23 protein-coding genes and 1 tRNA gene are annotated in these 23,316 nt (G+C 73.5%); 14 read left to right on the top strand and 10 right to left on the bottom strand.

Annotated features, from left to right (window positions below; genetic code table 11):
- Nucleotides 1-25: 25 nt before the first annotated feature.
- From thsB to C472_RS09345, 3 genes are all read left to right on the top strand, one after another.
- Nucleotides 26-1,672 carry a thermosome subunit beta gene (gene thsB, locus C472_RS09355; RefSeq protein ID WP_049906503.1) on the top strand — a complete coding sequence of 549 codons (1,647 nt, stop codon included), beginning with the start codon at nt 26-28 and terminating at the stop codon, nt 1,670-1,672.
- 241 nt (nt 1,673-1,913) lie between these two features.
- Nucleotides 1,914-2,168 carry a glutaredoxin family protein gene (locus tag C472_RS09350; protein ID WP_006629582.1) on the top strand — a complete coding sequence of 85 codons (255 nt, stop codon included), beginning with the start codon at nt 1,914-1,916 and terminating at the stop codon, nt 2,166-2,168.
- Nucleotides 2,169-2,246: 78 nt separating this feature from the next.
- Nucleotides 2,247-2,615 (top strand): DUF192 domain-containing protein, encoded by a 369-nt coding sequence (locus tag C472_RS09345; RefSeq protein WP_006629581.1) that lies wholly within the window; start codon nt 2,247-2,249, stop codon nt 2,613-2,615.
- Nucleotides 2,616-2,664: 49 nt separating this feature from the next.
- On the opposite strand, the gene C472_RS09340 is transcribed toward C472_RS09345, so the two are convergent.
- The 6 genes from C472_RS09340 to C472_RS09320 form a co-directional block, all read right to left on the bottom strand.
- On the bottom strand, nt 2,665-4,209 hold the full coding sequence (locus C472_RS09340; protein WP_006629580.1) for a PAS domain-containing sensor histidine kinase: 1,545 nt from the start codon (nt 4,207-4,209) through the stop codon (nt 2,665-2,667).
- A gap of 132 nt (nt 4,210-4,341) precedes the next feature.
- Complete coding sequence (locus C472_RS09335) at nt 4,342-6,981, bottom strand: DNA topoisomerase I (protein ID WP_006629579.1); 2,640 nt, start codon at nt 6,979-6,981, stop codon at nt 4,342-4,344.
- Nucleotides 6,982-7,083: 102 nt separating this feature from the next.
- Nucleotides 7,084-7,251 (bottom strand): hypothetical protein, encoded by a 168-nt coding sequence (locus C472_RS17540; RefSeq protein WP_006629578.1) that lies wholly within the window; start codon nt 7,249-7,251, stop codon nt 7,084-7,086.
- A gap of 699 nt (nt 7,252-7,950) precedes the next feature.
- Nucleotides 7,951-8,032: transfer RNA gene (locus C472_RS09330), tRNA-Ser, on the bottom strand.
- A 27-nt stretch (nt 8,033-8,059) separates the two neighbouring features.
- Nucleotides 8,060-8,320 (bottom strand): hypothetical protein, encoded by a 261-nt coding sequence (locus C472_RS09325; protein WP_006629577.1) that lies wholly within the window; start codon nt 8,318-8,320, stop codon nt 8,060-8,062.
- Nucleotides 8,321-8,701, bottom strand: coding sequence for a RidA family protein (locus tag C472_RS09320; RefSeq protein ID WP_006629576.1), 381 nt, complete (start codon nt 8,699-8,701; stop codon nt 8,321-8,323). It lies immediately after the preceding gene.
- Nucleotides 8,702-8,823: 122 nt separating this feature from the next.
- Here C472_RS09320 and C472_RS09315 point away from each other — a divergent pair, with 122 nt between their 5' ends.
- The gene (locus C472_RS09315) at nt 8,824-9,225 is read left to right on the top strand and encodes a DUF7577 domain-containing protein (protein ID WP_006629575.1); all 402 of its coding nucleotides are present in this window, start codon (nt 8,824-8,826) and stop codon (nt 9,223-9,225) included.
- Between the two features lie 64 nt (nt 9,226-9,289).
- Here C472_RS09315 and ubaA read toward each other — a convergent pair whose 3' ends face one another.
- From ubaA to C472_RS09300, 3 genes are all read right to left on the bottom strand, one after another.
- Nucleotides 9,290-10,102 carry an SAMP-activating enzyme E1 gene (ubaA, locus tag C472_RS09310; protein WP_006629574.1) on the bottom strand — a complete coding sequence of 271 codons (813 nt, stop codon included), beginning with the start codon at nt 10,100-10,102 and terminating at the stop codon, nt 9,290-9,292.
- Nucleotides 10,103-10,222: 120 nt separating this feature from the next.
- Nucleotides 10,223-11,614: a hypothetical protein gene (locus tag C472_RS09305; RefSeq protein WP_006629573.1), complete on the bottom strand. Its 1,392-nt coding sequence runs from the start codon at nt 11,612-11,614 to the stop codon at nt 10,223-10,225.
- Nucleotides 11,615-11,747: 133 nt separating this feature from the next.
- On the bottom strand, nt 11,748-12,338 hold the full coding sequence (locus C472_RS09300; protein ID WP_006629572.1) for a 50S ribosomal protein L15e: 591 nt from the start codon (nt 12,336-12,338) through the stop codon (nt 11,748-11,750).
- Nucleotides 12,339-12,685: 347 nt separating this feature from the next.
- On the opposite strand from C472_RS09300, the gene C472_RS09295 reads away from it, so the two are divergent.
- The 10 genes from C472_RS09295 to trxA are packed head-to-tail and all read left to right on the top strand — an operon-like array spanning nt 12,686 to nt 22,528.
- On the top strand, nt 12,686-13,813 hold the full coding sequence (locus C472_RS09295) for a nicotinate-nucleotide--dimethylbenzimidazole phosphoribosyltransferase (protein ID WP_006629571.1): 1,128 nt from the start codon (nt 12,686-12,688) through the stop codon (nt 13,811-13,813).
- On the top strand, nt 13,810-15,126 hold the full coding sequence (locus C472_RS09290; RefSeq protein ID WP_006629570.1) for a cobyrinic acid a,c-diamide synthase: 1,317 nt from the start codon (nt 13,810-13,812) through the stop codon (nt 15,124-15,126). Before C472_RS09295 ends, C472_RS09290 begins: the two co-directional genes overlap by 4 nt.
- Complete coding sequence (locus tag C472_RS09285) at nt 15,123-16,235, top strand: CobD/CbiB family cobalamin biosynthesis protein (RefSeq protein WP_006629569.1); 1,113 nt, start codon at nt 15,123-15,125, stop codon at nt 16,233-16,235. Before C472_RS09290 ends, C472_RS09285 begins: the two co-directional genes overlap by 4 nt.
- Nucleotides 16,226-17,029 (top strand): adenosylcobinamide-GDP ribazoletransferase, encoded by an 804-nt coding sequence (gene cobS / locus C472_RS09280; protein ID WP_006629568.1) that lies wholly within the window; start codon nt 16,226-16,228, stop codon nt 17,027-17,029. The genes C472_RS09285 and cobS overlap by 10 nt, the downstream gene beginning before the upstream one ends.
- Nucleotides 17,029-17,793 carry a GTP--adenosylcobinamide-phosphate guanylyltransferase gene (locus C472_RS09275; protein WP_006629567.1) on the top strand — a complete coding sequence of 255 codons (765 nt, stop codon included), beginning with the start codon at nt 17,029-17,031 and terminating at the stop codon, nt 17,791-17,793. The genes cobS and C472_RS09275 overlap by 1 nt, the downstream gene beginning before the upstream one ends.
- Nucleotides 17,790-18,887 carry an aminotransferase class I/II-fold pyridoxal phosphate-dependent enzyme gene (locus C472_RS09270; protein ID WP_006629566.1) on the top strand — a complete coding sequence of 366 codons (1,098 nt, stop codon included), beginning with the start codon at nt 17,790-17,792 and terminating at the stop codon, nt 18,885-18,887. Before C472_RS09275 ends, C472_RS09270 begins: the two co-directional genes overlap by 4 nt.
- The gene (locus C472_RS09265; protein WP_049906488.1) at nt 18,880-19,656 is read left to right on the top strand and encodes an adenosylcobinamide amidohydrolase; all 777 of its coding nucleotides are present in this window, start codon (nt 18,880-18,882) and stop codon (nt 19,654-19,656) included. The genes C472_RS09270 and C472_RS09265 overlap by 8 nt, the downstream gene beginning before the upstream one ends.
- Entirely contained in the window at nt 19,653-20,378 is a 726-nt protein-coding gene (locus C472_RS09260; RefSeq protein ID WP_006629564.1) for a cob(I)yrinic acid a,c-diamide adenosyltransferase, read from the top strand. The genes C472_RS09265 and C472_RS09260 overlap by 4 nt, the downstream gene beginning before the upstream one ends.
- Before the next feature lie 19 nt (nt 20,379-20,397).
- On the top strand, nt 20,398-21,993 hold the full coding sequence (locus C472_RS09255; RefSeq protein ID WP_006629563.1) for a cobyric acid synthase: 1,596 nt from the start codon (nt 20,398-20,400) through the stop codon (nt 21,991-21,993).
- A gap of 46 nt (nt 21,994-22,039) precedes the next feature.
- A complete protein-coding gene (gene trxA, locus C472_RS09250; protein ID WP_006629562.1) occupies nt 22,040-22,528 on the top strand; it encodes a thioredoxin in 489 nt (162 codons plus the stop codon).
- Nucleotides 22,529-22,537: 9 nt separating this feature from the next.
- Here the strand turns inward: trxA and C472_RS09245 are convergent, their stop codons facing one another.
- Nucleotides 22,538-23,233: a helix-turn-helix domain-containing protein gene (locus C472_RS09245; RefSeq protein WP_006629561.1), complete on the bottom strand. Its 696-nt coding sequence runs from the start codon at nt 23,231-23,233 to the stop codon at nt 22,538-22,540.
- Nucleotides 23,234-23,316: the final 83 nt, after the last annotated feature.

The following is a 23,316-nucleotide window of genomic DNA, read 5'->3' as shown; positions in this document are numbered from 1 at the left end:
AATCAAACGCTGTATGAGTCAGCGAATGCAGCAGGGCCAGCCGATGATCATTATGGGCGAGGACGCCCAGCGCGTCCAGGACAAGGACGCACAGGAGTACAACATCTCCGCGGCGCGCGGCGTCGCCGAATCCGTCCGCTCGACGCTCGGACCGAAGGGGATGGACAAGATGCTCGTCGACTCGATGGGCGACGTGACCATCACCAACGACGGCGTCACCATCCTCCAGACGATGGACATCGACAACCCGACCGCCGAGATGGTCGTGGAAGTCGCCGAGACCCAGGAGGACGAGGCCGGCGACGGGACGACCAGCGCGGTCGCCATCGCGGGCGAGCTGCTGAAAAACGCCGAGGACCTCCTCGAACAGGACATCCACCCGACCGCGGTGATCAAGGGGTTCAACCTCGCGAGCGAGTACGCCCGCGAGCAGGTCGACGAGGTCGCCACCGCCGTCGACCCCGACGACACGGAGACCCTCCGGAACGTCGCCGAGACGTCGATGACCGGCAAGGGCGCTGAGCTGGACAAGGACGTGCTCGCCGACCTCGTCGTCCGCGCGGTACAGGGCGTCACCGTCGCGGCCGACGACGGCTCCCACGTGGTCGACCTGGCGAACCTCAACATCGAGACCCGCACCGGTCGGGCGGCGGGCGAGTCCCGCCTGCTCACCGGCGCGGCGATCGACAAGGACCCCGTCCACGAGGACATGCCGACCGACTTCGAGTCGGCCAACGTCCTGCTCCTCAACGACCCGATCGAGGTCGAGGAGGCCGACGTCGACACCTCCGTCAACGTCGACTCCCCGGACCAGCTCCAGAAGTTCCTCGATCAGGAGGAAGAGCAGCTCCGCGAGAAGGTCGACACGATCGTCGAGTCCGGCGCTGACGTCGTCTTCTGTCAGAAGGGGATCGACGACCTCGCGCAGCACTACCTCGCGAAGGAGGGAATTCTGGCGGTCCGCCGCACGAAGAAGTCCGACCTGACCTTCCTGAAGAACGTGCTCGACGCGCCGATCGTCACGGACCTCGACTCGCTTTCCGCGGACGACCTCGCGGTCGGCTCGGTCGAGCGCGACGCGGACGAGGAGCTGTTCTACGTCGAGGGCGAGGACGCCCACGGCGTCACGCTCCTCCTGTACGGCACCACCGAGCACGTCGTCGACGAGCTCGAACGCGGCATTCAGGACGCGATCGACGTGGTCTCGACGACCGTCTCCGACGGGCGGACCCTGCCCGGCGGCGGCGCGGTCGAGGTCGAGATCGCGCGCCGGCTGCGCGACTACGCCGACTCCGTCGAGGGCCGCGAGCAGCTCGCGGTCGAGGCGTTCGCGGACTCGCTGGAGCTGATCCCGCGCGTGCTCGCCGAGAACGCGGGCCTCGACGCGATCGACCTGCTGGTCGACCTGCGCGCGGCCCACGAGGCCGGCGACGAGCACGCCGGGCTCGACGTGTTCGCCGGCGAGGTCGTCGACACGGCCGAGGCGGGCGTCGTCGAGACGGCCCACGCCAAGGAGCAGGCGATCGCCTCCGCGGCCGAGGCCGCGAACCTCGTGTTAAAAATCGACGACATCATCTCGGCGGGCGACCTCTCGACCGCCGGCGGCGACGACGAGGGCGGTGCCCCCGGCGGCGGCATGGGCGGCATGGGCGGTATGGGCGGCGCGATGTAGGCGAGGTTCCGGAAGAACCAACCTCAACCGCCGCAGCGATGACCGCTCGATAACCACTGCCGTTCACACGCTCCGTTTTCTCCCCCGTTTCGCGCGACAGTCGACAGCGACCGCCACATCGAAACGACCGACCGGACCGGGACGACGCGCTCCGACCCGGGCCGACCGCGGCGGTCGCCCGTGCGCGGCCCGCGCATCCGCGGCCGCACCTCTTTACGGATCCGCACCGTACGAGTCGGTGATGACGAACCTGACACTCTACGAGCTGGAGGGCTGTCCGTACTGCGCGAAGGTGAAGACGAAGCTCTCTGACCTCGGTCTGGAGTACGACTCGGTGATGGTGCCGCGCTCGCACAGCGAGCGCACCGAGGTCGAGGAGGTCTCCGGACAGACGGGCGTGCCGGTCCTCGTCGACGAGGAGCACGGGGTCGAGGGGATGCCGGAGAGCGACGACATCGTCGAGTACCTCGAAGAGACGTACGGCAACGCGAGCTAAGCGGCCGGTCACGCGGGAAGCGCGGTCGACGGACGCGGCGTCGACCGAACGAGAGGCTATTTATTCGGCGGGGGTGAGGTGTCCGGCGTGCGACTCGTTCACCGTCCCGCCGCGGCGACCGACCGATCCGAGACCGTCCTCGCGAGCGACGTCGACGTCGCGCGCTCGACGCTCGAACAGGCGCGGGGGCTGATGTTCCGCCGGTCGATCACGGACGACTACGCCCTCGTGTTCCCGTTCGACGAGGCCGACACGCAGTGGCTCCACATGCTGTTCGTGCCGTTCGCCATCGACGCGGTGTGGCTCGTCGACGGCGAGGTCGCGGCGAAAAAGCGGCTCGCCCCGTTCGTCGGGCTGGGCCGCGGTCGCGCCGACACCGTCGTCGAACTTCCGGCGGGCGCGGCGGAGTCGGTGAGCGTCGGCGACGAACTGCGGCTCGTCGACTGAGCCCCCGACCGGTCGGGCGCTCCGGCCGCGAGCGGGGCGGCGGAGCGCGTCAGGCGTCCCGCTCGCTCGGACTGAACAGTTCCGCGTCGTCGGACGGCGGGCCCTCCGCGGCGCGAAGCGACAGTTCGATTCGGCTCCCGCCGGCCTTGCTCTCGGCAATGTCGAGTGTCCCGCCGCCGGCCGAGACGATCCAGTTCACGTACCAGAGGCCCAGCCCGCTCGCGTGTTCGAGCGGCGTCTCCTCGCCGGTGAGGACGGCGCGCTCTGCGGGGGGAATCCCCGGCCCGTCGTCGGCGACGACGAGAGAGATCCACGACTCGCTGGGGAGCTCGGCGGCCGAGACCCGGACTCGCGGCTCGTCGGCGTCGTTGTGCCGGATCGCGTTGTCGACGAGTTCGGTGATCGCCTCGGGGAGGAACGAGACGGCGGAGACGACGAGCTCCCCGGGGACGTCGACCTCGACGGCGGCCCGGTCGTGGATCGCCGGGTCGAGCGATTCGAGCGCGGCGTCGACCGCGGGGGCGAGCGCGACGGGGCGCGGCGAGGGCCGCTGCGAGAGCAACCGTTCCACCTTCCGGGACGTCTCGCCGAGGCGCAACAGCCGCTCGGCGGTGTCGACGACCCGCTGAAGTTCGGCGGTGAGGTCCGGGTCGTCGATCGCCTCGATGGCGCGGGCGGTGAACCCCGTCACCACGTTGAGGTCGTTCCGGAAGTTGTGGCGCAGCACGCGCGTCAGCACCGCGAGCCGCTCCTCTCGCAGCGACGCCTCGGTGACGTCCTCGCCGACGCCGACCGCGCCGACGACCCGGTCACCGTCGGTGACGGGACCGATAGAGAGCCGGTAGGGGACGCGCTCGCCGGAGCGGGTGAGCAGCCGCGCCTCGCAGGCGGCGGGGTCGGCGTCGCGGTACACCCGTGAGAGCGCCTCGCTGACGGCGTCGCGCGTCGCCTCGTCGAACAGCGACGTGAGCGCCGTCCCGGACAGCGCAGCCGGCTCGTAGCCGGAGTCGGACGCCAGCCGGCCGTTCCACCGCGAGAGCGTCCCCTCCTCGGTACACCGGAACAGCGCGAGCGGGACGGTCCCGGCGAGCGCGTCGACCAGCCGCCGCTCGGCGTCGCGCTCGTTCGCCGCCGCGACGCGCGCGGTCGCGTCCGAGAACCCGACGACGAGCCACTCGTCGCCGGCGATCGTCGCCGTGTGGAGCGCCGCGTCGACCCGGAGCCCCGGGTCGCCGATCCGGACGTCCCACTCGAACCGCTCGGTCCGGGCGTCGTCGGGGACGGACCCGCCGGCGTTCGAAGCCCGGGCGGCAACCTCCGAGAGCGGCTCCCCGGCGACGGTGCGGTCGGTCTCGCCCACGTCCGGGAGGCCCATCAGCGTCAGCGTGCCGCGGTCGTGGCCGAGGAGGTCGACCGCGGCGGGGTTCGCGGCGCGGATCGCCAGCGTGTCGGGGTCACACACGAGCGTCGCGGTCGGGACCGCCTCGACGAACGCCCGGAGCACTCCGGTCGCGTCGACGGCCCCGTTCGGGTCGGCGGCCCCGCTCGACGACGGCCGGTCGTCGGTCGGGGGGTCCGCGTCGCGGTCTCCCATCTGTCGGTGATCGAGACACTCCGCGCATATGTGTTTATGGATTTATGGGTCGCGGCGACCCGGGAGGGGTGCGGGCCGAGACGCGCGTCGATCGTCGGCCGGGACGCCCGTCGGCTCTCGACCGGAGACCGGTCAGTCCGCCTTCACCTGCCAGTCGCGGACGGTGTCCGCGCCCACGCCGTCGACGTCGGCCGCGAGGTCGTCCGGGTCGGCCGACTTGAGCTCGTCGACGCCGTCGATGCCGGCGTCCTTCAGCTTCTCCGCCGTCTTCTCGCCGATCCCCTCGACCGCCTGAAGCTCCGACCCCTCCTGCCGGGCCGTGAACTCGCGGTAGTTACAGATCGGACAGCCCAGTTCCCACGGCTCGTCGCCGGAGTGGACCCGGAGGTGCGGGAGGTCGTGTTCCTCGCAGCGCTCGTCGGTCACCTCGATCTCGCCGCGCCGCGGGAGCGGTAGCGAGTAGTCGCAGTCGGGATAGCGCGTGCAGCCGACGAGCCGGGAGCCGGAGCGGAGCCGCTTGATCGCGAGGTCGCCGCCGGCGTCGGCGGTTCCACCGCCTCCGTCGCGCGGCGAAGCCGCGCCCTCCCCGCACTCGGGACACGCGCCGATCACCTCGTCCTCCTGCTCGTCCGCCTCGTCGGCCTTACACTGCGGGCAGCCGTGGACGAACGTCTTCCGGCCGGCGAGCATCTTCACGTGCCGGAGGTCGTGGTCCTCGCAGGTCTCGTCGAGGATGAGCGGCTTGCCCGTCGAGGGGAGCGGGAGGGTGTACTCGCAGTCGGGGTAGCCGTCGCAGCCGACGAAGTACGACCCCTGTCGCGACTTCCGAACGAGGAGATCCGAGCCGCACTCCGGACAGGGACCGAGCGTCTTGTCCGCCTTCAGCGAGTCCTGGAGGTGGTCGCCGACCGCCTCGCGCGACTCGGTGAGGTCGTCGAACACGCTCGAAAGCAGCTCGCGGGACGCCGCCGTCACGTCCTCGTACTCCTTCTCGCCGGCCGCGATGGCCGCCATGTCCCGTTCCAGCTGGGCTGTCATCTCCTCGCTCACGATCCGGTCGGCGAACTCCTCGGCGGCCTCGACGACCGCCTCCGCGAGCCGCGTCGGCCGCGGCGGGTCGCTCTCGACGTAGTTGCGGTCGTACAGCTTCTCTATCGTGCGGTGGCGGGTCGCCTTCGTCCCGAGCTGTCGCTTCTCCATCTCCTCGATGAGGCGGGACTGGCCGTAGCGGCGGGGCGGCTGGGTCTCTTTCCCCTCGGTGGCGCGGTCCGACAGCGACAGCGTCTCGCCGACCTCGACGTCCGGGACGATCCGCTCGTCGCTGGACCGGTACGGGTACACCTCGTGATACCCCGCCTCCAGCAGCCGCTTGCCGTTGGCCTTCAGCCGCAGGCCCCCGTCGGCGACGAGGTCGGCGGGCGTCGCCGCGTCGTCCGGGTCCCGCAGCGCGGCGAGCCCGTCCGCGCGCTCGGCGATGGGGGTCGCGTCCCCGTTCGCGAGCGCGACGACGCGCAGCCGCTCCCACGTGGCCGGGTCGGCGCAGGTGGCGAGGAAGCGGCGGACGATCAGCTCGTACACCTCCCACTCGTCGTCGGAGAGGTCCGAGGCCGAGGGGAGCTCGCCGGTCGGGTGGATCGGCGGGTGGTCCGTCGTCTCCTCGTCGCCCTCGGTCGGCTCGATCTCGCGGTCGTCGTCGTCGATCAGGCTCGCGGCGTCGGTCCCGAACGTTGACGACTCCGCGAGGTCGGCTATCAGCTCCTCGGGCTCCAAGTCGTCGGGGTACACCGTGTTGTCGGTCCGGGGGTAGGTGACGTAGCCCGCGGTGTACAGGTCCTCCGCGAGGGACATGGCGCGCTGCGCCGAGTGGCCGATCGACCCCGCGGCGCGGATGAACGCGGTGGTGTTGAACGGCGTCGGCGGGTCGTCGGTCTGGGTCCGTCGCGTCACGTCGTCGACGGTGGCCCCGTCGGCGGCGTCGAGCGCCTCGGTGAGCGTCTCGGCGACGCCTTCGTCCCAGACGCGCTCGCGCTCGTTGCCCTCGTCGTTCAGGTAGAAGTAGCGCGCCTCGAAGGGGTCGCCGCCGGACTTCGCCAGCTCGCCGGTCAGCTCCCAGTAGGACTCCGGATCGAACGCCTGTATCTCCCGCTCGCGGTCGACGATGAGCTTGAGCGTCGGGCCCTGGACCCGGCCGACGGAGATGAAGTCGTCGCCGAGCTGACGGGCGGATAAAGAGAGGAATCGGGTGAGGGCGGCCCCCCAGGTGAGGTCGATGGTCTGGCGGGCCTCGCCGGCGGCCGCGAGCTCGAAGTCGAGCTCGTCGGGGTTCGCGAACGCCTCCTGCACCTCGTTTTCGGTGATCGAGGAGAAGCGCACGCGGTCGACGGGCGCGTCCTCGTTCACCTCGCGCACCAGCTCGTAGGCCTCCTTGCCGATGAGCTCGCCCTCGCGGTCGTAGTCGGTCGCGATGACGACGCGGGAGGCGTTGCGGGCGAGCCGCCGGAGCGCGGCGACGATCCCCTTCTGCGTGGGCGTCTTCGTGACGGGCGCGTCGATCAGCTCGACCGGCTCGACGTCGCGCCAGTCGTTGTACTCGGCGGGGAAGTCGACGCCGACGACGTGGCCGGCGAGGCCGATACACCGCTTGCCGCCCCACTCGTAGACGTTGACGTCGTTGGTCCGCTCCGCCGTCGCGGACTCGCCGCTCAGGATGTCGGCGATGCGCCGCGCGGCGTTGTCCTTCTCCGTGATTATCAGTTCGGGGCCGCGACTCATTGCGCCGAGATACGCCGCTCCCGGGTCTAAAGCTTTCGCGACGCGAGATCGGCGGCAGGCGCGGGGTCGAAGGCCCTCAAAAGACGGGTCGGCGCGTGACCGTCACCGGGCCGCGTCGTCGGATTCCGCGAGGAACTCCGCGTCCGTGGGCTCCGCGTACGGTTCCGGCGGTTCGTCGTCCGCGTCGAGTTCGCGCCGTGCGAGGTGGTTCTCGAGTTGGCGGCGCTTGTTCCTCCCTTTCCGCTCGCGGCCCGATTTCGTGTCTGGCATCGTCACCCGTGCCAAATATACCCACACATATGAATCTTGTGTCGGTACGCGGACGAGTCACGCGGCAATGAGGATGCGGTATTTAAACCACCAGCTCCGGCGGCGACAGTTCTTTATGAATATCCGGTGGCGCGTGCCTCCGAGCGCGCCGCCGAAGGCGGCCGCGAGGAGCACGCGCGAGGGAGTCGCGAGTGGACGGGCGACCGAAGGGAGCCCGGAGCGAGCGACGAGGCTGGGGAGGCGTGAGGTGCGGTGCTGTGCGGGGCGGGACTCGAAGGGGCAGCCACGAGGCGGGCGTAGGCGACGTAAGCACCGTAGCGAAGGAGCGGAGCGACTGAGCGAGGAGCGCAACGAGCGTACGCCCGCCTCGTGGCTGGGGCTTCGGAGGTGTCCGCATTGGCCCCGGCAGAACCACGAGAGGGATTTGAACCGAGATCAGACGTGCTCACACCTCGCACCGTTCGCTGTGCGCGACTGATAAGGTTCAAATCCGCAGACGCTTCGCTGTCGCAGTACTCGCTCGTCGCTGTCGCTCCTCGCTCGCAGTCGGCGTCGACAGAAACGCCAGGAGAGGGATTTGAACCGAAATCAGACGTGCTCGCTCACTCCGTTCGCTGCGCGCGACTGATAGGGTTCAAATCCCTCAATCTCGGGTTTCGACGAACGGCTCGCTCCGCTCGCCGTGTTGTTCGTCGAAAACGCCAGGAGAGGGATTTGAACCCCCGATCCCGGATGGGAACACGCTTTCCAGGCGTGCGCCTTACCACTCGGCCATCCTGGCTCACCCGGTGATACTCCGGTGCGACTGTTAAGTCCTTCTTTTCGCTCGCAGTCGCACCTCGGCGGCGTAGGAGATACCGGCCGACGCCGCGGCGACGGCGAACGCGACGAGCGCCTGCCCGCCGACGCCGATCGGCAGCGACCCGGGACCGAGGAGCCGGTATCCCTGCGCGAGCGCGAGGAACGCGAAGCCGCCGACGGCTCCCCACAGCGCCGCGGACCGCGCTCTGGCGCGCGGGGTGGCCGGCGCGCCGGGCGTCGCCGCCGACTCCTCGCCGCCGTCGGCCATCTACTCGACGACCGCGACGGCCTCGATCTCGACGCCGACGCCCTTCGGGAGCGCGCCCGCCTGGACCGCCGATCGCGCCGGCGGAGACTCGTCGAAGTAGCCGGCGTACGTCTCGTTCATCTCGTCGAAGTCGTCGATGTCGTCGAGGAACACCGTCGTCTTGAGCACGTCCTCGGGCGACGCGCCCGCCTCCTCCAGCACCGCGAGGAGGTTGTCGAGCGCGCGCTCCGTCTGGACCGCGATCGACGCGTCGTCGAGCAGGTCGCCGTCGGGCGTCAGCGGGATCTGCCCGGCCGTGAACACGAGGTCGCCGTCGGTCGTCGCCTGACTGTACGCGCCCACCGCCGCCGGCGCGTCGTCCGTGTGGATGGTCTCTTTCATGCGAGTGCGACTTCGCCCGGCGGCCTCAAGAGTACTCTGGAGCGAGCCGGGCGGGGCCGGTCGAAGCCGGCCTAGCGGGACCACCGTCAGACACAAGACTTTCGAATGGTAACACGACACGTATGACGGGTGATCAGCTCCTGCCGCTCGCCGCGGTCTTCGTCGGCGTGGCGGCGGTCAACCTCGCGGTGATGTGGGTGCTCGTCCGGCGCGACCGCGACATCGCGGAGCTGTTCGGCTCGGCGGCGACGCGGTCGTCCGACGCCGACCGCGACGCAGGGCCGGTCGATCCCGGTTCGACGCCCGCGACCGCGTCCGGCGCGGGCCCCGATACGACGGACGAGGCGGGAGAGCCGCGCGACCCGCCGCCGCTCGACGCGGACGGCGAGACGGTCGTCTGCCGGCACTGCGGTGCCGAGAACCGCGCCGGCTACCAGTACTGTCGGTGGTGCGCGCGCTCGGGGTTCGTCGACGAGGAGGCCGGGGTCACGGCTGGGACCGCGATGACCGACCGGTCGCTGTGAGCGGGCGAAATAAGGGCGGTCGAAGCGAGAGCAGTCGGGAAGGGAGCGGTCGAAGCGAGACCGATCAGGCGACGTCGACCCGACAGCCGGCCGCGTAGTCGATCCCGTCGAGCGCCTCGATGCCGTCGTCGCCGCACACCGGACAGTCCGGGTTGCGCGCGTACGGCACCGTCTCGAACGAGAGGTCCATCGCGTCGTAGAACAGCATCCGGCCGACGAGCGGGTCGCCGACCCCGATGAGCAGCTTCACCGCCTCCGTCGCTTGGAGGCAGCCGACGGTCCCCGGGAGGACTCCGAGGACGCCCGTGCTGGCACAGTCCGGGACCGTCCCCGGCTCCGGCGGCTCGGGGAACAGACAGCGGTAGCAGGGGCCGTCGGGCGAGAGCGTCGTCACCTGCCCCTCGAACTTGTAGATCGCGCCGTGAGAGACGGGGACCTCCTCGATCCGCGCGGCGTCGTTCACCACGTACCGAGTGGCGAAGTTGTCCGAGCAGTCGACGACCACGTCGTGGTCGGCGATCAGCTCGCGGGCGTTGCTCGCGTCGAGCCGGGTCTCGTGTTTCTCCACGTCGACGTCGGGGTTGAGGTCGGCGACGAAGTCGGCGGCCGAGTCCACCTTCGTGCGCCCCACGTCGCCGTCGCCGTGGATGACCTGCCGCTGGAGGTTCGAGCGTTCGACGACATCGTCGTCGACGATTCCGATGGTGCCGACGCCGGCGGCCGCGAGGTACTGGATCGCGGGCGCGCCGAGCCCGCCCGCGCCCACGACGAGGACGCGGCCGTCGAGCAGCCGCTTTTGTCCCTCGGGACCGACGTCGTCCAAAATGACGTGTCTGGAGTAGCGGTCGAGTTGGGTCGCGTCGAGAGAGAGGCTCATGTGCGTCACCTGTGCCGGCGCGGATATAACCGTGTTCCCGAAGGTTCGGCCCGCCCCGTCGACGCCGGCGGAGGCGTTTTCGATCCCGACCCCGCCGCGTTTACTCCGACCCCGCCGCGCTCACTCTGTCGACGCCGCCACCGAGTCGGTCATCCAGCAGCCGTCGACGTCGCCGAGGGCGTCGTCGGTCCCCTGACTCCCGCCGTCGATGAGTTCGAGCCGGAACGCGTACCGGCCGGTTACGTCGCCGCCCTCGCGGGTGACGACCTCGACCTCGGCCGTCCCGCCGTCGACCGCCGGCACCGAGTACGCCGCGGTGTCGTACGTGCGCATCGGCGCGTACCGCTCCGTCTCGAACAGCGCGGCGTAGTCGTCCACCGAGCCGACGGTCGCCCGGTTCTCCGGCGACGCGAACGCCCGCAGGGTCCGCACGCCGTCGTTCGTCGCGTTGTCGTCGTACCGGAGCGCGTTCAGTTGGATCTGGACGACCTGAAGCGCCGACCGCTCGCAGGTGGGGACGGCCGCGGTGTTCCTGGCGACTTCGTCGGTCGGCCCGTCCGTGGGCTCGCCGTCGACGCCGTCCACGGAACCGCCGTCGTCTCCGTCGCTGTCCCCGGTTCCGCCTCCGCCGCCGGCCGCGCCGCCCGGCCCGACCGCGTCCGACCCAGTCGGCGACGGCTCGGTCGACTCTCCGCCGCCGACGCCCGCGAAGCCGTCCAACCCGTCCGATCCGACGGCGGTGCCGACGAGGGCACCCCCGACGCCCGCGGCGAGGAGCGCGACGACCGCGACCGCCGCGAGGAGGGTCCGGGGGTACGTCCGTTCCGTCGCCGCGTCGGCGGGTTCCCCAGCATCGGTTCGGGAGGGCGAACGCGGCCGCGGTCCGGGACCGTCTCGGCGCGTCGCGTCGCCGGCCGCCGCACCGGCGGTCCTCACTCCGCCGACGGTCGCTTCATCGGTCGTTCCCCCGGCGGTCGTCATCGTCTCGTCCGCGGGGTTATCGGCCGTCGTACCGCTGGCCACCCCGTCTACGGTCGTTCCGTCGGCCGCCTCGTCGCCCGTCGACCCGCCCGCCGTCGACCCGTCCGCCGTCGAACCCGCGGCCGCCACGTCGTCGTACTCGGTCGAGCGGACCGGAACGCCGAGGACCCGCTCGGCGAGCGCGTTCGCGTCCGCCGGCGGCGCGGCGTACAGGAGGCGCTCCCGGAGGTCCCCGGGAGTGACGACCTCGACCGCGTCGCCGAGGGGTTCGCCGTCGAGCGACTCGCGGGAACCGCCCGCGACCGCGACGGCGTCGACCGACCCGTCCGGCAGGGGCTCATCAGCGGCCGCGACGACGTGAATCTCGGTCCGCCGATCGCCGTCCGACACCGTGACGCGGGGCGGGTCGACCGTCGCGCCGTCGGCGGTCGCCGCGTACGTCTCGCCGACGAGCGTCGCGAGCGCGTCCCTGTCGAGCGACTCGACCGCGGTCGCGAACTCGTCGAGGGGAATGGGGTTGCTCGCGGTCACCGGTGAATCGCCACGTAGTACCGTTAGTATGTGACGCGTTGTCTTTGCTCTTGCGTCGAGCGGATCCGGTGCCGCGGCTGGGCGGCGAGAGCGAGTCGGGAATAAAAGCGGGTGTCGTCGACCGCGGGCCGGGTTACTTGCCCTGTCGGTCGTTCGAGGTGACGCTCGGGCGCGTCTTCTCGGTGCCCTTGCCGCGCTTGCGCTGGCCGCGGCCCTTGGTGCCGGCGGAGGTGAGACCGCGGTACGCGCGGCCCTTGTGGTCGTCCGAGCAGATCCAGTTCAGTTCCTCGTCGTTCTCGATCGCGGGGTGGGCGGGGTCCACGAGGATGACCTCGTGCCACTTCTGCGAGCCGTCCTCACCGACCCAGTAGGAGTTGAGCACGCGGAGGTTGCGGTACTTCCGCGAGGCGCGCTCCTCGGCGATGCGCTGGATCGACTTGCGGCGCGAGACGCGGTTGACGCCCTGCCGCTTCGAGCGGCGACCGGCCTTGAAGCGCTGCTTGCGCGAACCGCCCTTGCGAACGCTCACGCGGGCGACGATGACGCCCTGCTTGGCCTTGTAGCCCAGTTCGCGGGCCTTGTCCAGCCGAGTGGGGCGCTCGATGCGCTCGATAGCGCCCTCGTCGCGCCACTCCTGTTTGCGCTGCCACTGCAGCTCAGCCAGTTTCCCCTCCTTGGGGGACCGCCACGCCTCCTTGATGTGCGAGTAGAAGCTTCGTGCCATTGTGTGTCCGCGGACGGTTGCGATTCAGCCGCGAGGGGCCACATGTCGTCTCGTCCCGGGACGCGCGTCGGTCGATCCGACGGCGGTCCCGGCGGCGAGTGCCCGCTGTGTCCGCACCAGCGAGTTATCGGCAGTACCCGCGGTTCGCCCTTAACGGCTTCGTTCCCCGGATCGCGTGCGAGCGCGTGCCTCGAGACGGCGGTGCGGTCGGTGTCCCCAGCGCACCGGCGACCGATCACATCGCGGCCGCGCGTCGATCGATTAAAGTCCATTTGTATCGATGAACCGCCAGTGGTACACAACGACGCCGCGCCGGGCGGACGCGGACTCGACGGAGGTGGTGTCCGGTGGGATCCGTGAGGCTGGTCGTCGTCGCGGGGACGACCGCGACGGCCGCGATCGACGGCATCAGCGCCGCGGGCGCGGACCCGGACGTACGGACCGAGACGCCGAGCGCAGACCTGGAGATCGTCGAGACGGGGCGGCCCGCGCCGGACTCGCCCCTGCCGGTGAGTCCGACCGACTGTCCGACGCCCGCGGTCGCCACCCGCGCGGTCCGCGAGCTGTTGGGCCCCGACTCGCTGCCGGTCACGGCCGTCGACGCCGGGCTCGGCGCGCCGACCGCGGCCGCCGTCCGCGACATCGGCGCGGCCCCGGGCGGCGACGTGCGCGACCCGGAGCCGGTCCCGGAAGCGGCGACCGCCTTCGAGCGGGCCCGCGCGCTCGCGCCGGAGCTCGCCGCCCCGGAACACGACGCGCCAGCGGGCGGCGACGGCGATAGCGGGCGAGGCCGGGGAGAGGCCGCCGAACTGCTCCTCGCCGAGACGATCCCCGGCGGGACGACGACCGCGCTCGGCGTCCTGACCGCGCTCGGCGAGCGGGCCGCCGTCTCCTCGTCGCTGCCGGCGAACCCGATCGAGCGGAAGCGGCGCGTCGTCGCCGAGGCGCTGGCGGCGAGCGGCCTCGAACCGGGCGACGCGGCCGGCGAGCCGACCGAGGCGGTCCGGCTCGTCGGCGACCCGGTCCTCGCCGCGCTCGCCGGCCTGATCGTCGGCTGCGCGGACGCCGGCGTCGACGTGACGCTCGCTGGCGGCACCCAGCTCGCGGCCGCGGCCGCGCTCGCCCGACACGCCGGCGTCGAGCGGCCGCTCCCGCTCGCGACCACGTCGCTCGTCGCGGACGACCCCACCGCCGACCTCCCGGCGGTCGCCGACGACCTCGACCTGCGGCTCGCGGCCGCCGACCCGGGGTTCGCGGAGAGCGACCACCCGGCGATGGCGGCGTACGCCCGCGGCGAGGCGAAGGAGGGCGTCGGCATGGGCGGGGCGCTCGCGCTCGCCGAGCGGGCGGGCGTGGCCGACGCCGCCGTCCGCGAACGGATCGCCGCCGTGACCGACCGCCTGCTCGCCGAGCGCTCGGAGGGCGGAGGGGCCGCGAGCGGACCGACCGCCGCGAACGGAGGCGACGCGCCGTGAAGGGGCTCGTCCTCGGCGGCACGGCCTCCGGCGTCGGCAAGACGGTCGCGACGCTCGCGACGCTGCGCGCGTTCGAGGCGGCGGGACGGACGGTCCAGCCCGCGAAGGCGGGGCCGGACTTCATCGACCCGAGCCACCACGCCCGCGCGGCGGGACGCCCCTCCCGGACGCTCGACCCGTGGCTTCAGGGGGCCGACGGGCTCCGGCGCAACTACGCCCGCGGCGACGGCGACGTCTGCGTGATCGAGGGAGTGATGGGGCTGTACGACGGCAGCGTCGCCAGCACGGCCGGGGTCGCCGCCGCGCTCGACCTCCCGGTCGTCCTCGTCGTCGACGCGAGCGCCGGGATGGAGAGCGTCGCGGCGACCGCGCTCGGCTTCCGCGAGTACGCCGACCGGACGGAACACGACCTCGACGTGGCGGGCGTGATCGCCCAGCGGGCGCACGGCGGCCGCCACGAGTCGGGGATCCGCGAGGCGCTGCCGGAGTCGCTCGACTACTTCGGCCGGATCCCGCCCAGCGACGACCTCGAAATTCCGGACCGACACCTCGGCCTCCACGGCGGCGACGAGGCGGCGCTCCCGGACGGCGCGCTCGACGAGGCCGCAGAGACGCTCCGGGCCGACCGGCTGCTCGACGCCGCCCGCGAGCCGACGCCGCCGGAGGTCCCCCCGGGCGAGGCGCGGGGCGCGGCGACCGCCGGCGACGGACCACGCGTCGCGGTCGCCGACGACGCCGCCTTCCGGTTCGTCTACCCCGCCACGCGCGAGCGGCTCCGCGAGCGCGCGACCGTGGTCCCCTTCGCGCCCGCGGCCGGGGACGACCTCCCCGACTGCGACGGCGTCTACCTCCCCGGCGGCTACCCGGAGCTCCACGCCGAGGCGCTCGCCGAGGGGCCGGCGCTCGGATCGATCGCCGACGCCGCGGCCGAGGGCACGCCGGTCCTCGGCGAGTGCGGGGGGCTGATGGCGCTCGCGGAGACGCTGACGACCGCGGACGGCGACGCGTACGAGATGGCGGGCGTCCTCCCGGCGTCGATCGAGCGCTGCGAGCGGTACCAGGCGCTCGACCACGTCGAACTCCGCGCCCGGAGCGACACGCTCACAGCGGGGGCGGGCGACCGGATCCGCGGCCACGAGTTCCACTACTCCGCGGCCGACGCCGCCGGCGACGCGCGGTTCGCCTTCGACGTGGTGCGCGGGACCGGGATCGACGGCGACCGCGACGGACTGACCGAACACCGCACCCTCGGAACGTACGGTCATGTCCACCCGGAGAGCGGGGCGTTCGACGCGTTCCTCGACGGACTATGATCCCGATCGGGGGCGGGGCGGGCGCGGAGAACGCGGCAATCACGGTGACCACGGCGACCGCGGCGAGGCCGTCGGGCGTCGCCGCCGTTCCCTCCCTCACCGCGGCAGCCGCGGCCGCCGCCATCGCGGTCGTCGTCGCCGTCGCGCTCGACGCCGCGCTCGGCGAACCGCCCGGACGAGTCCACCCGGTGGCGCTGTTCGGAGCGGCGGTCGCCCCGTTCGACCGCGACTGGAAGCGCCCGGACGCGGTCGGGGTCGCCGTCGCCGTCGCGCTCCCGCTGGCCGCCGCGGTCGCGGTCGGCGGGACCGTCGCGGTCGCGGCCGGGGTCGGTCCGCGCCTATACGGCGTCCCGCCCGTCGGCGTCGCGGCCGCGGCGCTCGCGCTGTGGGTGACCGTCAGCCGTCGGATGCTCGTCGCGGTCGCGGCCGAGACCGTCGCGCTGACCGAGACGGACCCCGAGGCGGCCCGCGAGCGCGTCGTCGCGCTGGTCGGCCGCGACCCGTCCGACCTCTCGCCGCCCGACCTCCGGAGCGCCGCGGTCGAGAGCGCGGCCGAGAACCTCGCCGACGGCGTCGTCGCCCCGCTCGGCTGGTTCGTCGCGGGAGCGACCGCCGGGGTCGCGGCGGCGGGTGTCGCCCCCCTCCTGGCCGCGTCCCTCTCGCCCGCGGCGCTCGCGCTCGGCGGCGGGTCGGCCGCGGCCGCCTGGGCGAAGGCCGTGAACACCCTGGACTCCATGCTCGGCTACCGGTCGAAGCCGGTCGGGCGCGCGAGCGCCCGCCTCGACGACGCCGTCATGTCCCTCCCGGCGCGGGCGAGCGCCGTCTGTCTCGCCGTCGCGGCGCGGTCGCCGGGGTCGCTCCGGGATGCGAGATCCCTCGCCCGCGAGCCGGCGTCGCCGAACTCCGGGTGGCCGATGGCGACCGCGGCGGTCGCGCTCGGCGTCCGGTTGGAGAAGCGCGGGGCGTACGTCCTCGACGGGGGCCCGGAGCCGCCGACGCCGGCGACCGCCCGTGACGGGGTCCGCCTCGTCGGGACCGCCGCCGGGGTCGCGGCCGCGGTCGCCGTCGGCTGGCTGCTCGCGCTCGCGGGGGTGACGGCGTGGTCCTGACCGGGGCGGTCGCCGCGTTCCGCGGTGCCGTCGGCTTCTGCTCCCGGATTCCGGTCGGGAGCGGCGAGGCCGACTGGGAGGCGTTCCGGCGGCGGCCCGCGGCCCTGCCGGCGGTCGGTTACGCGCTCGGCCCCCTCGTCGCGCTTCCGGTCGTCGCGGCGGCCGCCGCGCCCGTCCGCGTGCCGTCGGCCACGGTCGCGGTCGCGTTCCCCGCGTGGCTCTCCCTCGTCACCGGGATCACCCACCTCGACGGCGTCGCGGACCTCGGGGACGCCGCGGTCGTCCACGGCGACGCCGACCGCCGGCGGGCGGTATTGAAGGACTCGTCGCTCGGCGTCGGCGGCGCGCTCGCCGTCGCGCTGGTCGTCGTCGGTCTCGCGACCGCGGGGGCGGCCGTCGCGGACGCGATTCGTCTCTCAGCAGGCGGCGCGGCGGCCCTCGTCGTCGCCGCGGAGGTGAGCGCGCGGGGCGCGACGGCGGCGCTGGTCTGTCTCGGCGACGCCGCACACGAGGGGCTCGGCTCCGCGCTGACCGGCGAGTCCGGCCCGCGCTCCCTCGCGGGCGTTGCCCTCGCAGTCGCGCCCGCGGTGCCGCTGGCCGGAACGCTCGGCGGCTCCGCCGGCGTCCGGGCGACCGTCGCCGCCCTCGTCGCCGCGGGCGTGGTCGGCCTCCTCGCGTTCGCGTGGGCGCGGGCGCGGCTCGGCGGCGTCTCCGGCGACGTGCTCGGCGCGACGACGGAGCTGGCGCGGGCGACGGCGCTCCACGCGGGGGTGATCGCGTGGACGCTCTCGTGATGTGCGGCGGCCGCGGCACGCGGCTCGGCGGCGACGGCGAGAAGCCCCTGGCGGCGGTCGCCGGGCGGTCGATGGTCGACCGCGCGCTCGACGCCCTCGCCGCGAGCCGGGTCGAGACCGCGTACGCCGCCGTCTCCCCGCACACCCCGCTGACGCGCGAGCGACTGGTCGCGCGCCGGGAGGAGGAGGCGTCCCGGCCGGATCGCGGGTCGCTCGAACTCGCCGTCGTCGACACGCCGGGCGACGGCTACGTCGCGGACCTCCGGGCGGCGTTGTCCGGGGGACCGACCGCGCCGACGCTCACCGTCGCGGCCGACCTCCCGCTGCTCGACGGCCCGGCCGTCGACGCGGTCCTCGACGCCCGCGCCGCGGCCGACGCCGACGCGCTGTCGGTCAGGGTCCCCGCGGCGCGCAAGCGGGAACTCGGCGCGAGCGCCGACGCCGTGACCCGGTACGACGACGAGGGGGACGGCGACGGGGACGGCGGCGACGCGGACGGCGGAGATGCGGGCGACGGCGACGCGACCGCCGACGTTCCGGCCGGGGTCAACGTCGTCGGGGCGCTCGGCGGCGCGGGCGACGAGGCGGTCCGCGCGACCCGCGACGCTCGCCTCGCCGTCAACGTCAACCGCCCCGCGGACCGGCGGCTCGCGGAGCGGATCCTCCGGGAGGACCCGGGCGCACCAACCCTCCCGACCGGCGGGGTCGACTGGCTCGACCGACCGGACGCGGGGTCGGCCGCCGACGGGGGTGGACCGTCGTGAACCGCGAGCGGGCGGCGGCGCTGGGACGCGAGCCGCACGGGAGCAGCGACGACCCCGACCTGCTCGACTTCAGCGCGAACGCGAACCCCGAGGTCCCCGACGGGGTCGAGCGCGCGTACCGCGCCGCGTTCGAGACGGCGCGGACGTACCCGCCGGAGCCGCCGGAAGCGTTCCGCGCGGCCGCCGCGGAGTACGTCGGCTGCGACCCCGAGAGCGTGGTCCCGACGCCGGGCGGGCTGGCGGCGATCCGCGCCGCGGTCGCGCTCGCGGTCGACGACGGCGACACCGCCCTGCTCCCGGCCCCGAGCTTCGGCGAGTACGCCCGTGAAGTGCGGCTACAGGGGGGCGACCCCGCCTTCGTCGACGCCGAGCGCGTCCTCGACGCCGACCCGAGCGGCCACGCGCTGGCGGTCGTCTGTACGCCGAACAACCCCACCGGGACCGGCTACGACCGCGAGTCCTTGCTCTCGTTCGCGGCGCGCTGCCGGGCCGCCGGGACCGTACTGCTCGTCGACGAGGCGTTCCTCGGGTTCACCGAGCGCGAGTCGGTCGCGGGGACCGAGGGCGTCGTCGTCGCGCGGGCGCTCACGAAACTGTTCGGGCTCCCCGGGCTCCGGACCGGCTTCGCGGTCGGGGTCGGCGACCTCGGCGCGGCGCTGCGGGGCGCGCGCCGCGCGTGGAACGTGAGCGCCCCGGCGCTCGCGACCGGGGAGTACTGCCTCCGACAGGGCGGATTCGTCCGCGAGACCCGCGAGCGCGTCCGGCGGGAGCGCGGTCGGCTGCGCGCGGCGCTGACCGACGCCGGGTACGCCGTCGCCCCCTCCGAAGCGCCGTTCCTCCTGCTCGACGTCGGCGACCGCGACATCGACCGCGTGATCGGGCGCGCCCGGGAGCGCGGCGTGGCCGTCCGGGACGCGCGGACCTTCCGCGGGCTCGACTCGCACGTCCGGGTCGCGGTCCGCCGGCCGGCGGAGAACGACCGGCTCCTCGCCGCGCTCGACGCGGGCGACGGGAGCGACGGTGACGGAGAGGGCAACGACGGGAGCGGCGGGGAGGGAGGCGACGGGAACCGGGGTGCGGCCGCCGATGTTTGACGCGACCGTCAGCGAGGGGGTGCTCCGGCTACACCGCCCGGAGACGCGCTGGGTCTCGACCGGCTGGGACGGGGGGCGGGCGCGGGCGGCGGCCGCGTACAACGTGACGGTCCCGGAGGGGTTCGACCGGACCGACCTCGCGGCCTACCGCGACGAGCGGCTGGCGCGGGCGGGGTTCGACGACGGAAGGAACGACTCCGGCGGCGGCGCTCCCGACCGCGACGCCCCGCCGACGCTGTTCACGGGCGTCTCGATGGACCACGCGCGGGGCGCGCGGCTCGGGCCGGTCGTCGCGTACGCGACGGTCGGGCTCTCGAACCCCGCGATGCTGCCGATGGAGCCGGCTGGCGCGGGCGTATCGGACAAATCGGCCGAGATGGACGACTCGCGGAGTGCGGAGCCGACCGACCGCCCCGAGCGCCTCGGGACGGTCAACCTGATCGTCGGCACGACGCGGCGGCTCGCGCCGGGGGCCGCGGCGAACCTCGTCGCGGTCGCGGCCGAGGCGAAGGCGGCGACGCTGCTCGCGGCGGCGGGCGTGCCGGGGACGACGAGCGACGCCGTCGTCGTCGCCGACGACCCGGACGGCGAGCCGGCCGAGTTCTCCGGGAGCGCCACGGCGGTCGGCGCGGCGGCCCGCGCCTGCGTCCGGGACGCGGTCCGCGCGGGCCTGCGGTCGCGGTACCCGGACGGCGACGTGCCCGGTCCGACGGCCGACGCCGAACACGGCGTCGTCACCGACGAGCGGGCGGAGGTTTTCGATCCATGACCACGACCCACGACGACACCACGAACGGAGACGACGTATCGCACGAGGAGACCGACGACCGCGCCGCCCGCACTCCGGGCGGCGGCGCGGCCCCGGAGCCGCAGCCGATCGAGCCGGGCGCGCCCGAGGAGTTCGGGCTGGTCCAGGCGTTCTGGGGCGGCGGGAAGGGGAAGACCACGGCGGCGATGGGGATGGGCTTCCGGGCCGCGGGGCACGGCTACCGCGTCCACATGCTCCAGTTCATGAAGGGGGGCGCGGACAGCGTCGAGGGCGTCAGGGGCGAGTACAACGCGATCGCGGCCGTGCCCGGGTTCTCCTACGAGAACGCCGGCCACTACGGCTGGCACGGCCTGCTCGACGGGTCGGCCGACGACGAGCACGAGGCGAAGGCGACCGCCGCCTTCGAGCGCGCGGAGGCCCTCGTCGCGGCGGCCGGCGAGGCCGACCTGACGGAGCCGTTCCCGCTCGACGGCGACCCCGAGCACGGCGTCCACATGCTAATCCTCGACGAACTGCTGTACGCGGTCGACCGCGGCCTCGTCGACGGGGACGCCGTCGTCGCGCTCGCGGAGTCGAAGCCGGACGGCCTCGAACTCGTCCTCACCGGGAGCCACGCCGAACCCGACTACCTCGACGGGGTCGCCGACCTGATCACGAACGTCCGGAAGGAGGCACACCCGTTCGACGACGGCCAGCGCGCCCGCCGGGGGACGGAGTACTGACGGTGGCGGGGGGAGTCCGATGAGCGGCGACAGCGCGGGGGACGCCGACACCGTCCTGATCGCGGGCACGGCGAGCCACGTCGGCAAGAGCACGCTGGCGGCCGGGCTCTGTCGGCTGCTCGCGCGCCGCGGCGTCTCCGTCGCGCCGTACAAGGCGCAGAACATGAGCAACAACGCCCGGGTGGCGCTCGCCCCGGACGGCGAGTGGGGCGAGGTCGGCGTCTCCCAGCACGTCCAGGCGCGGGCGGCCGAGACGGTGCCGACGACGGACATGAACCCCGTGCTGCTCAAGCCCCGCGGCGGCGGGGAGAGCCAGATAATCGTCGACGGCGAGGCGGTCGCGAACGCCCCGGCGTCGACCTATTACGACGACCACTGGGCGGACGCCCGCGACGCCGCGATCGCCGCGCACGAGCGGCTGGCGGCCGGCCACGATGTCATCGTCGCCGAGGGCGCGGGGAGCGTCGCCGAGATCAACCTTCACGACCGCGACCTCGCGAACGTCGAGTGCGCGCGGTTCGCGGACGCGCGGATCCTGATCGCGGTCGACATCGAGCGCGGCGGCGCGTTCGCGAGCCTCTACGGGACCCTCGAACTGCTGCCCGAGGACCTCCGCAAACGCGTGTGCGGGGCCGTGATCACGAAGTTCCGCGGCGACCCGGACCTCCTCGAACCCGGCATCGACGAGATCGAGGCGCGGACCGGCGTCCCGATAGTCGGCGTCGTCCCGCACGACGATCCGGGCCTGCCGGCGGAGGACAGCCTCTCGCTGCCGGACGCGGCGACCGCCGGAGGGGAGGCCGGGAGCGCGAGCGAGGGCGAGGGCGTCCTCGGCGCGGACGACGGCGTCCCCGACGACGAGGCCGTCCGGGTCGGCGTCCCGCGGCTCCCGCGCATCTCCAACTTCACCGACCTGGAGCCGCTGGCGCGCGAGCCGGGCGTCCGCGTCGTCTACCTCCCGCTCGACGCCGCGCTGGACGGGGTCGACGCGGTCGTCCTCCCGGGGTCGAAGAACACCGTCGACGACCTGCTCGCGCTCCGCGAGGCCGGCTTCGACGCGGCCCTGCGCGCGTTCGACGGCCCCGTGGTCGGCGTCTGCGGCGGCTACCAGCTCCTCGGCGAGCGCCTCGTCGACGCCGCCGTCGAGGGGACGGGCGACCGCGAGACGGTTCCGGGGGTCGGCCTGCTCCCGGTCGAGACCGGGTTCTCGGCGGACAAGCGCGTCGAGCGCGTGACCTGTGCCGTCGACGGCGTCGGACCGATCGCCGGCGCGGACGGGGAGGCGACCGGCTACGAGATCCGCGCCGGGCGGACGCGGCTCCTCGACGGGAAACGGGGGGAGTCGACGCCGGCCGCGACCGAGCCGCTCGGCGCGGAGAGCGTCGCCACCGACCGGGTGCTCGGGACGTACCTCCACGGGCTCTTCGAGACGGAGCGCGTGCGCGACGCGTTCGTCGAGGCGGTCTTCGAGCGGGCGGGGCGGCCGCGCTCGGACGCAGCGGCGGTCGACCGCTCGCCGTACGACCGCGCGGCCGACCTCGTCGCGGACAACGTGGACCTGCGCGCGGCCGGACTCGGCGACCTCGCCGGGTCGTCAGATCGGGCCGACAGGTAGACCCGATGGCGGAAGTTATATTGTCATATATGCCCAATACTGCGATATGAGTGACGCAGCCGACGCGAACGAAGCGGTCGACGATGACGCGAAGACGGAGCGCGAGCGCATCCGGGAGCGGAAGCGCCGGGAGCTCGAAGCGCGCCTCGACGACGGGGAATCGCTCGCGGAGGCCGGGAGCACCGATTCGGGTGACGACGGCGGGTCGGGGACACCGAGCGAGCCGGTCCACGTGAACGGGACGGACGAGCTCCGGCGGACCGTCGACGACCACGACGTCGTCCTCGTGGACTGTTACGCCGACTGGTGCGGGCCCTGTCAGATGATGGAGCCGACGATCGAGGCGCTCGCGGCCGAGACCGACGCCGCGGTCGCGAAGGTCGACGTGGACGCCAATCAGGCGGTCGCTCAACAGCTGGGGGCGCGAAGCATCCCGACGCTCGTCCTGTACGCGGACGGAGAGGCGGTCGACCGGTTCGTCGGCGCGCAGGACCGCGCGACGCTCGAGTCCGCGATCGACGAGCACGCCGCCTAAGGCGGGGGGTCAGTTCTCGGCGAGCGTCTCTTCGAGGAGCTTCCGCTGCGCCGCCGCGAGGTGTTCGGCGAACGTCGAGGGGGCGATGTCGAGCGCGTCGGCGACCACGCTCGCGTTGGCGTCGCGGGGGCGTTCGAAGTACCCCATGCGGTAGGCGGTCCGCAGCACCTCGCACTGGCGGTCGGTGAGCCGGCCGCGGTCGACGAGGGTCCGGTCCGACAGCTCGTCGCCGCGCGTCGCGCCGTGGACGAGGTAGCGGACCTCGACGCGGTCGACGACCCCGTCGAGCGCCGAGACGACGTCGCGGAGGCGTTCGAGGTCGGGGAGGTGTAACGTTAGGAGGAGGACGCCGTCCTCGGCGCGCGCGTCGGCGATCGGGCAGTCCAGCTCCTCGATGATCCGACAGGCGCACGCGCCGTCGTCCGGGCGGTCGTACCGGTACACCCGCTCGCTGCCGAGGTCGATCACCGACGAGGCCGACGGGACGCCCTCCGCGTCTTCGACCGCGGCCGGGTCGCGGGCGCGGAACTCCTCGGTGTGTGTGTCGCCGGCGTGCGTCCAGTTAACGCCCGTGATCGGGCCGTCGTGGGCGGTCGACGCGGCGACGACCGGGCAGTTCCCGGTCCCGTGGATCGCGACGCCCGCGCGGACGCCGTCGGGCGTGGCCTCTGCGGGGCTCTCGGACGACTCCCCTTGGGTTCCCATCGCGTCGGGCTAAGGGGGACGGGCACAAAGTCCTGATCCCAGACGGGCGCTCGTTTCGCCCGTTACCCCCCGTGAACACCCGC

The sequence above is a fragment of the Halorubrum tebenquichense DSM 14210 genome (genome assembly GCF_000337415.1).
Taxonomy (GTDB): domain Archaea; phylum Halobacteriota; class Halobacteria; order Halobacteriales; family Haloferacaceae; genus Halorubrum; species Halorubrum tebenquichense.
This window is presented reverse-complemented; position numbering and strand designations above follow the sequence as displayed.

Bases quoted from the DNA above. Each gene is read 5' to 3' on its own strand.
- C472_RS09320 (WP_006629576.1), bottom strand. From the start codon at position 8,701: ATGAAAGAGACCATCCACACGGACGACGCGCCGGCGGCGGTGGGCGCG.
- C472_RS09255 (WP_006629563.1), top strand. From the start codon at position 20,398: ATGAGCGGCGACAGCGCGGGGGACGCCGACACCGTCCTGATCGCGGGC.
- C472_RS09340 (WP_006629580.1), bottom strand. From the start codon at position 4,209: ATGGGAGACCGCGACGCGGACCCCCCGACCGACGACCGGCCGTCGTCG.
- thsB (WP_049906503.1), top strand. From the start codon at position 26: ATGCAGCAGGGCCAGCCGATGATCATTATGGGCGAGGACGCCCAGCGC.
- ubaA (WP_006629574.1), bottom strand. From the start codon at position 10,102: ATGAGCCTCTCTCTCGACGCGACCCAACTCGACCGCTACTCCAGACAC.
- C472_RS09350 (WP_006629582.1), top strand. From the start codon at position 1,914: ATGACGAACCTGACACTCTACGAGCTGGAGGGCTGTCCGTACTGCGCG.
- trxA (WP_006629562.1), top strand. From the start codon at position 22,040: ATGAGTGACGCAGCCGACGCGAACGAAGCGGTCGACGATGACGCGAAG.
- C472_RS09325 (WP_006629577.1), bottom strand. From the start codon at position 8,320: ATGGCCGACGGCGGCGAGGAGTCGGCGGCGACGCCCGGCGCGCCGGCC.
- C472_RS09285 (WP_006629569.1), top strand. From the start codon at position 15,123: ATGATCCCGATCGGGGGCGGGGCGGGCGCGGAGAACGCGGCAATCACG.
- C472_RS09335 (WP_006629579.1), bottom strand. From the start codon at position 6,981: ATGAGTCGCGGCCCCGAACTGATAATCACGGAGAAGGACAACGCCGCG.
- C472_RS09275 (WP_006629567.1), top strand. From the start codon at position 17,029: ATGTGCGGCGGCCGCGGCACGCGGCTCGGCGGCGACGGCGAGAAGCCC.
- C472_RS09260 (WP_006629564.1), top strand. From the start codon at position 19,653: ATGACCACGACCCACGACGACACCACGAACGGAGACGACGTATCGCAC.
- C472_RS09300 (WP_006629572.1), bottom strand. From the start codon at position 12,338: ATGGCACGAAGCTTCTACTCGCACATCAAGGAGGCGTGGCGGTCCCCC.
- C472_RS09245 (WP_006629561.1), bottom strand. From the start codon at position 23,233: ATGGGAACCCAAGGGGAGTCGTCCGAGAGCCCCGCAGAGGCCACGCCC.
- C472_RS17540 (WP_006629578.1), bottom strand. From the start codon at position 7,251: ATGCCAGACACGAAATCGGGCCGCGAGCGGAAAGGGAGGAACAAGCGC.
- C472_RS09315 (WP_006629575.1), top strand. From the start codon at position 8,824: ATGACGGGTGATCAGCTCCTGCCGCTCGCCGCGGTCTTCGTCGGCGTG.
- C472_RS09265 (WP_049906488.1), top strand. From the start codon at position 18,880: ATGTTTGACGCGACCGTCAGCGAGGGGGTGCTCCGGCTACACCGCCCG.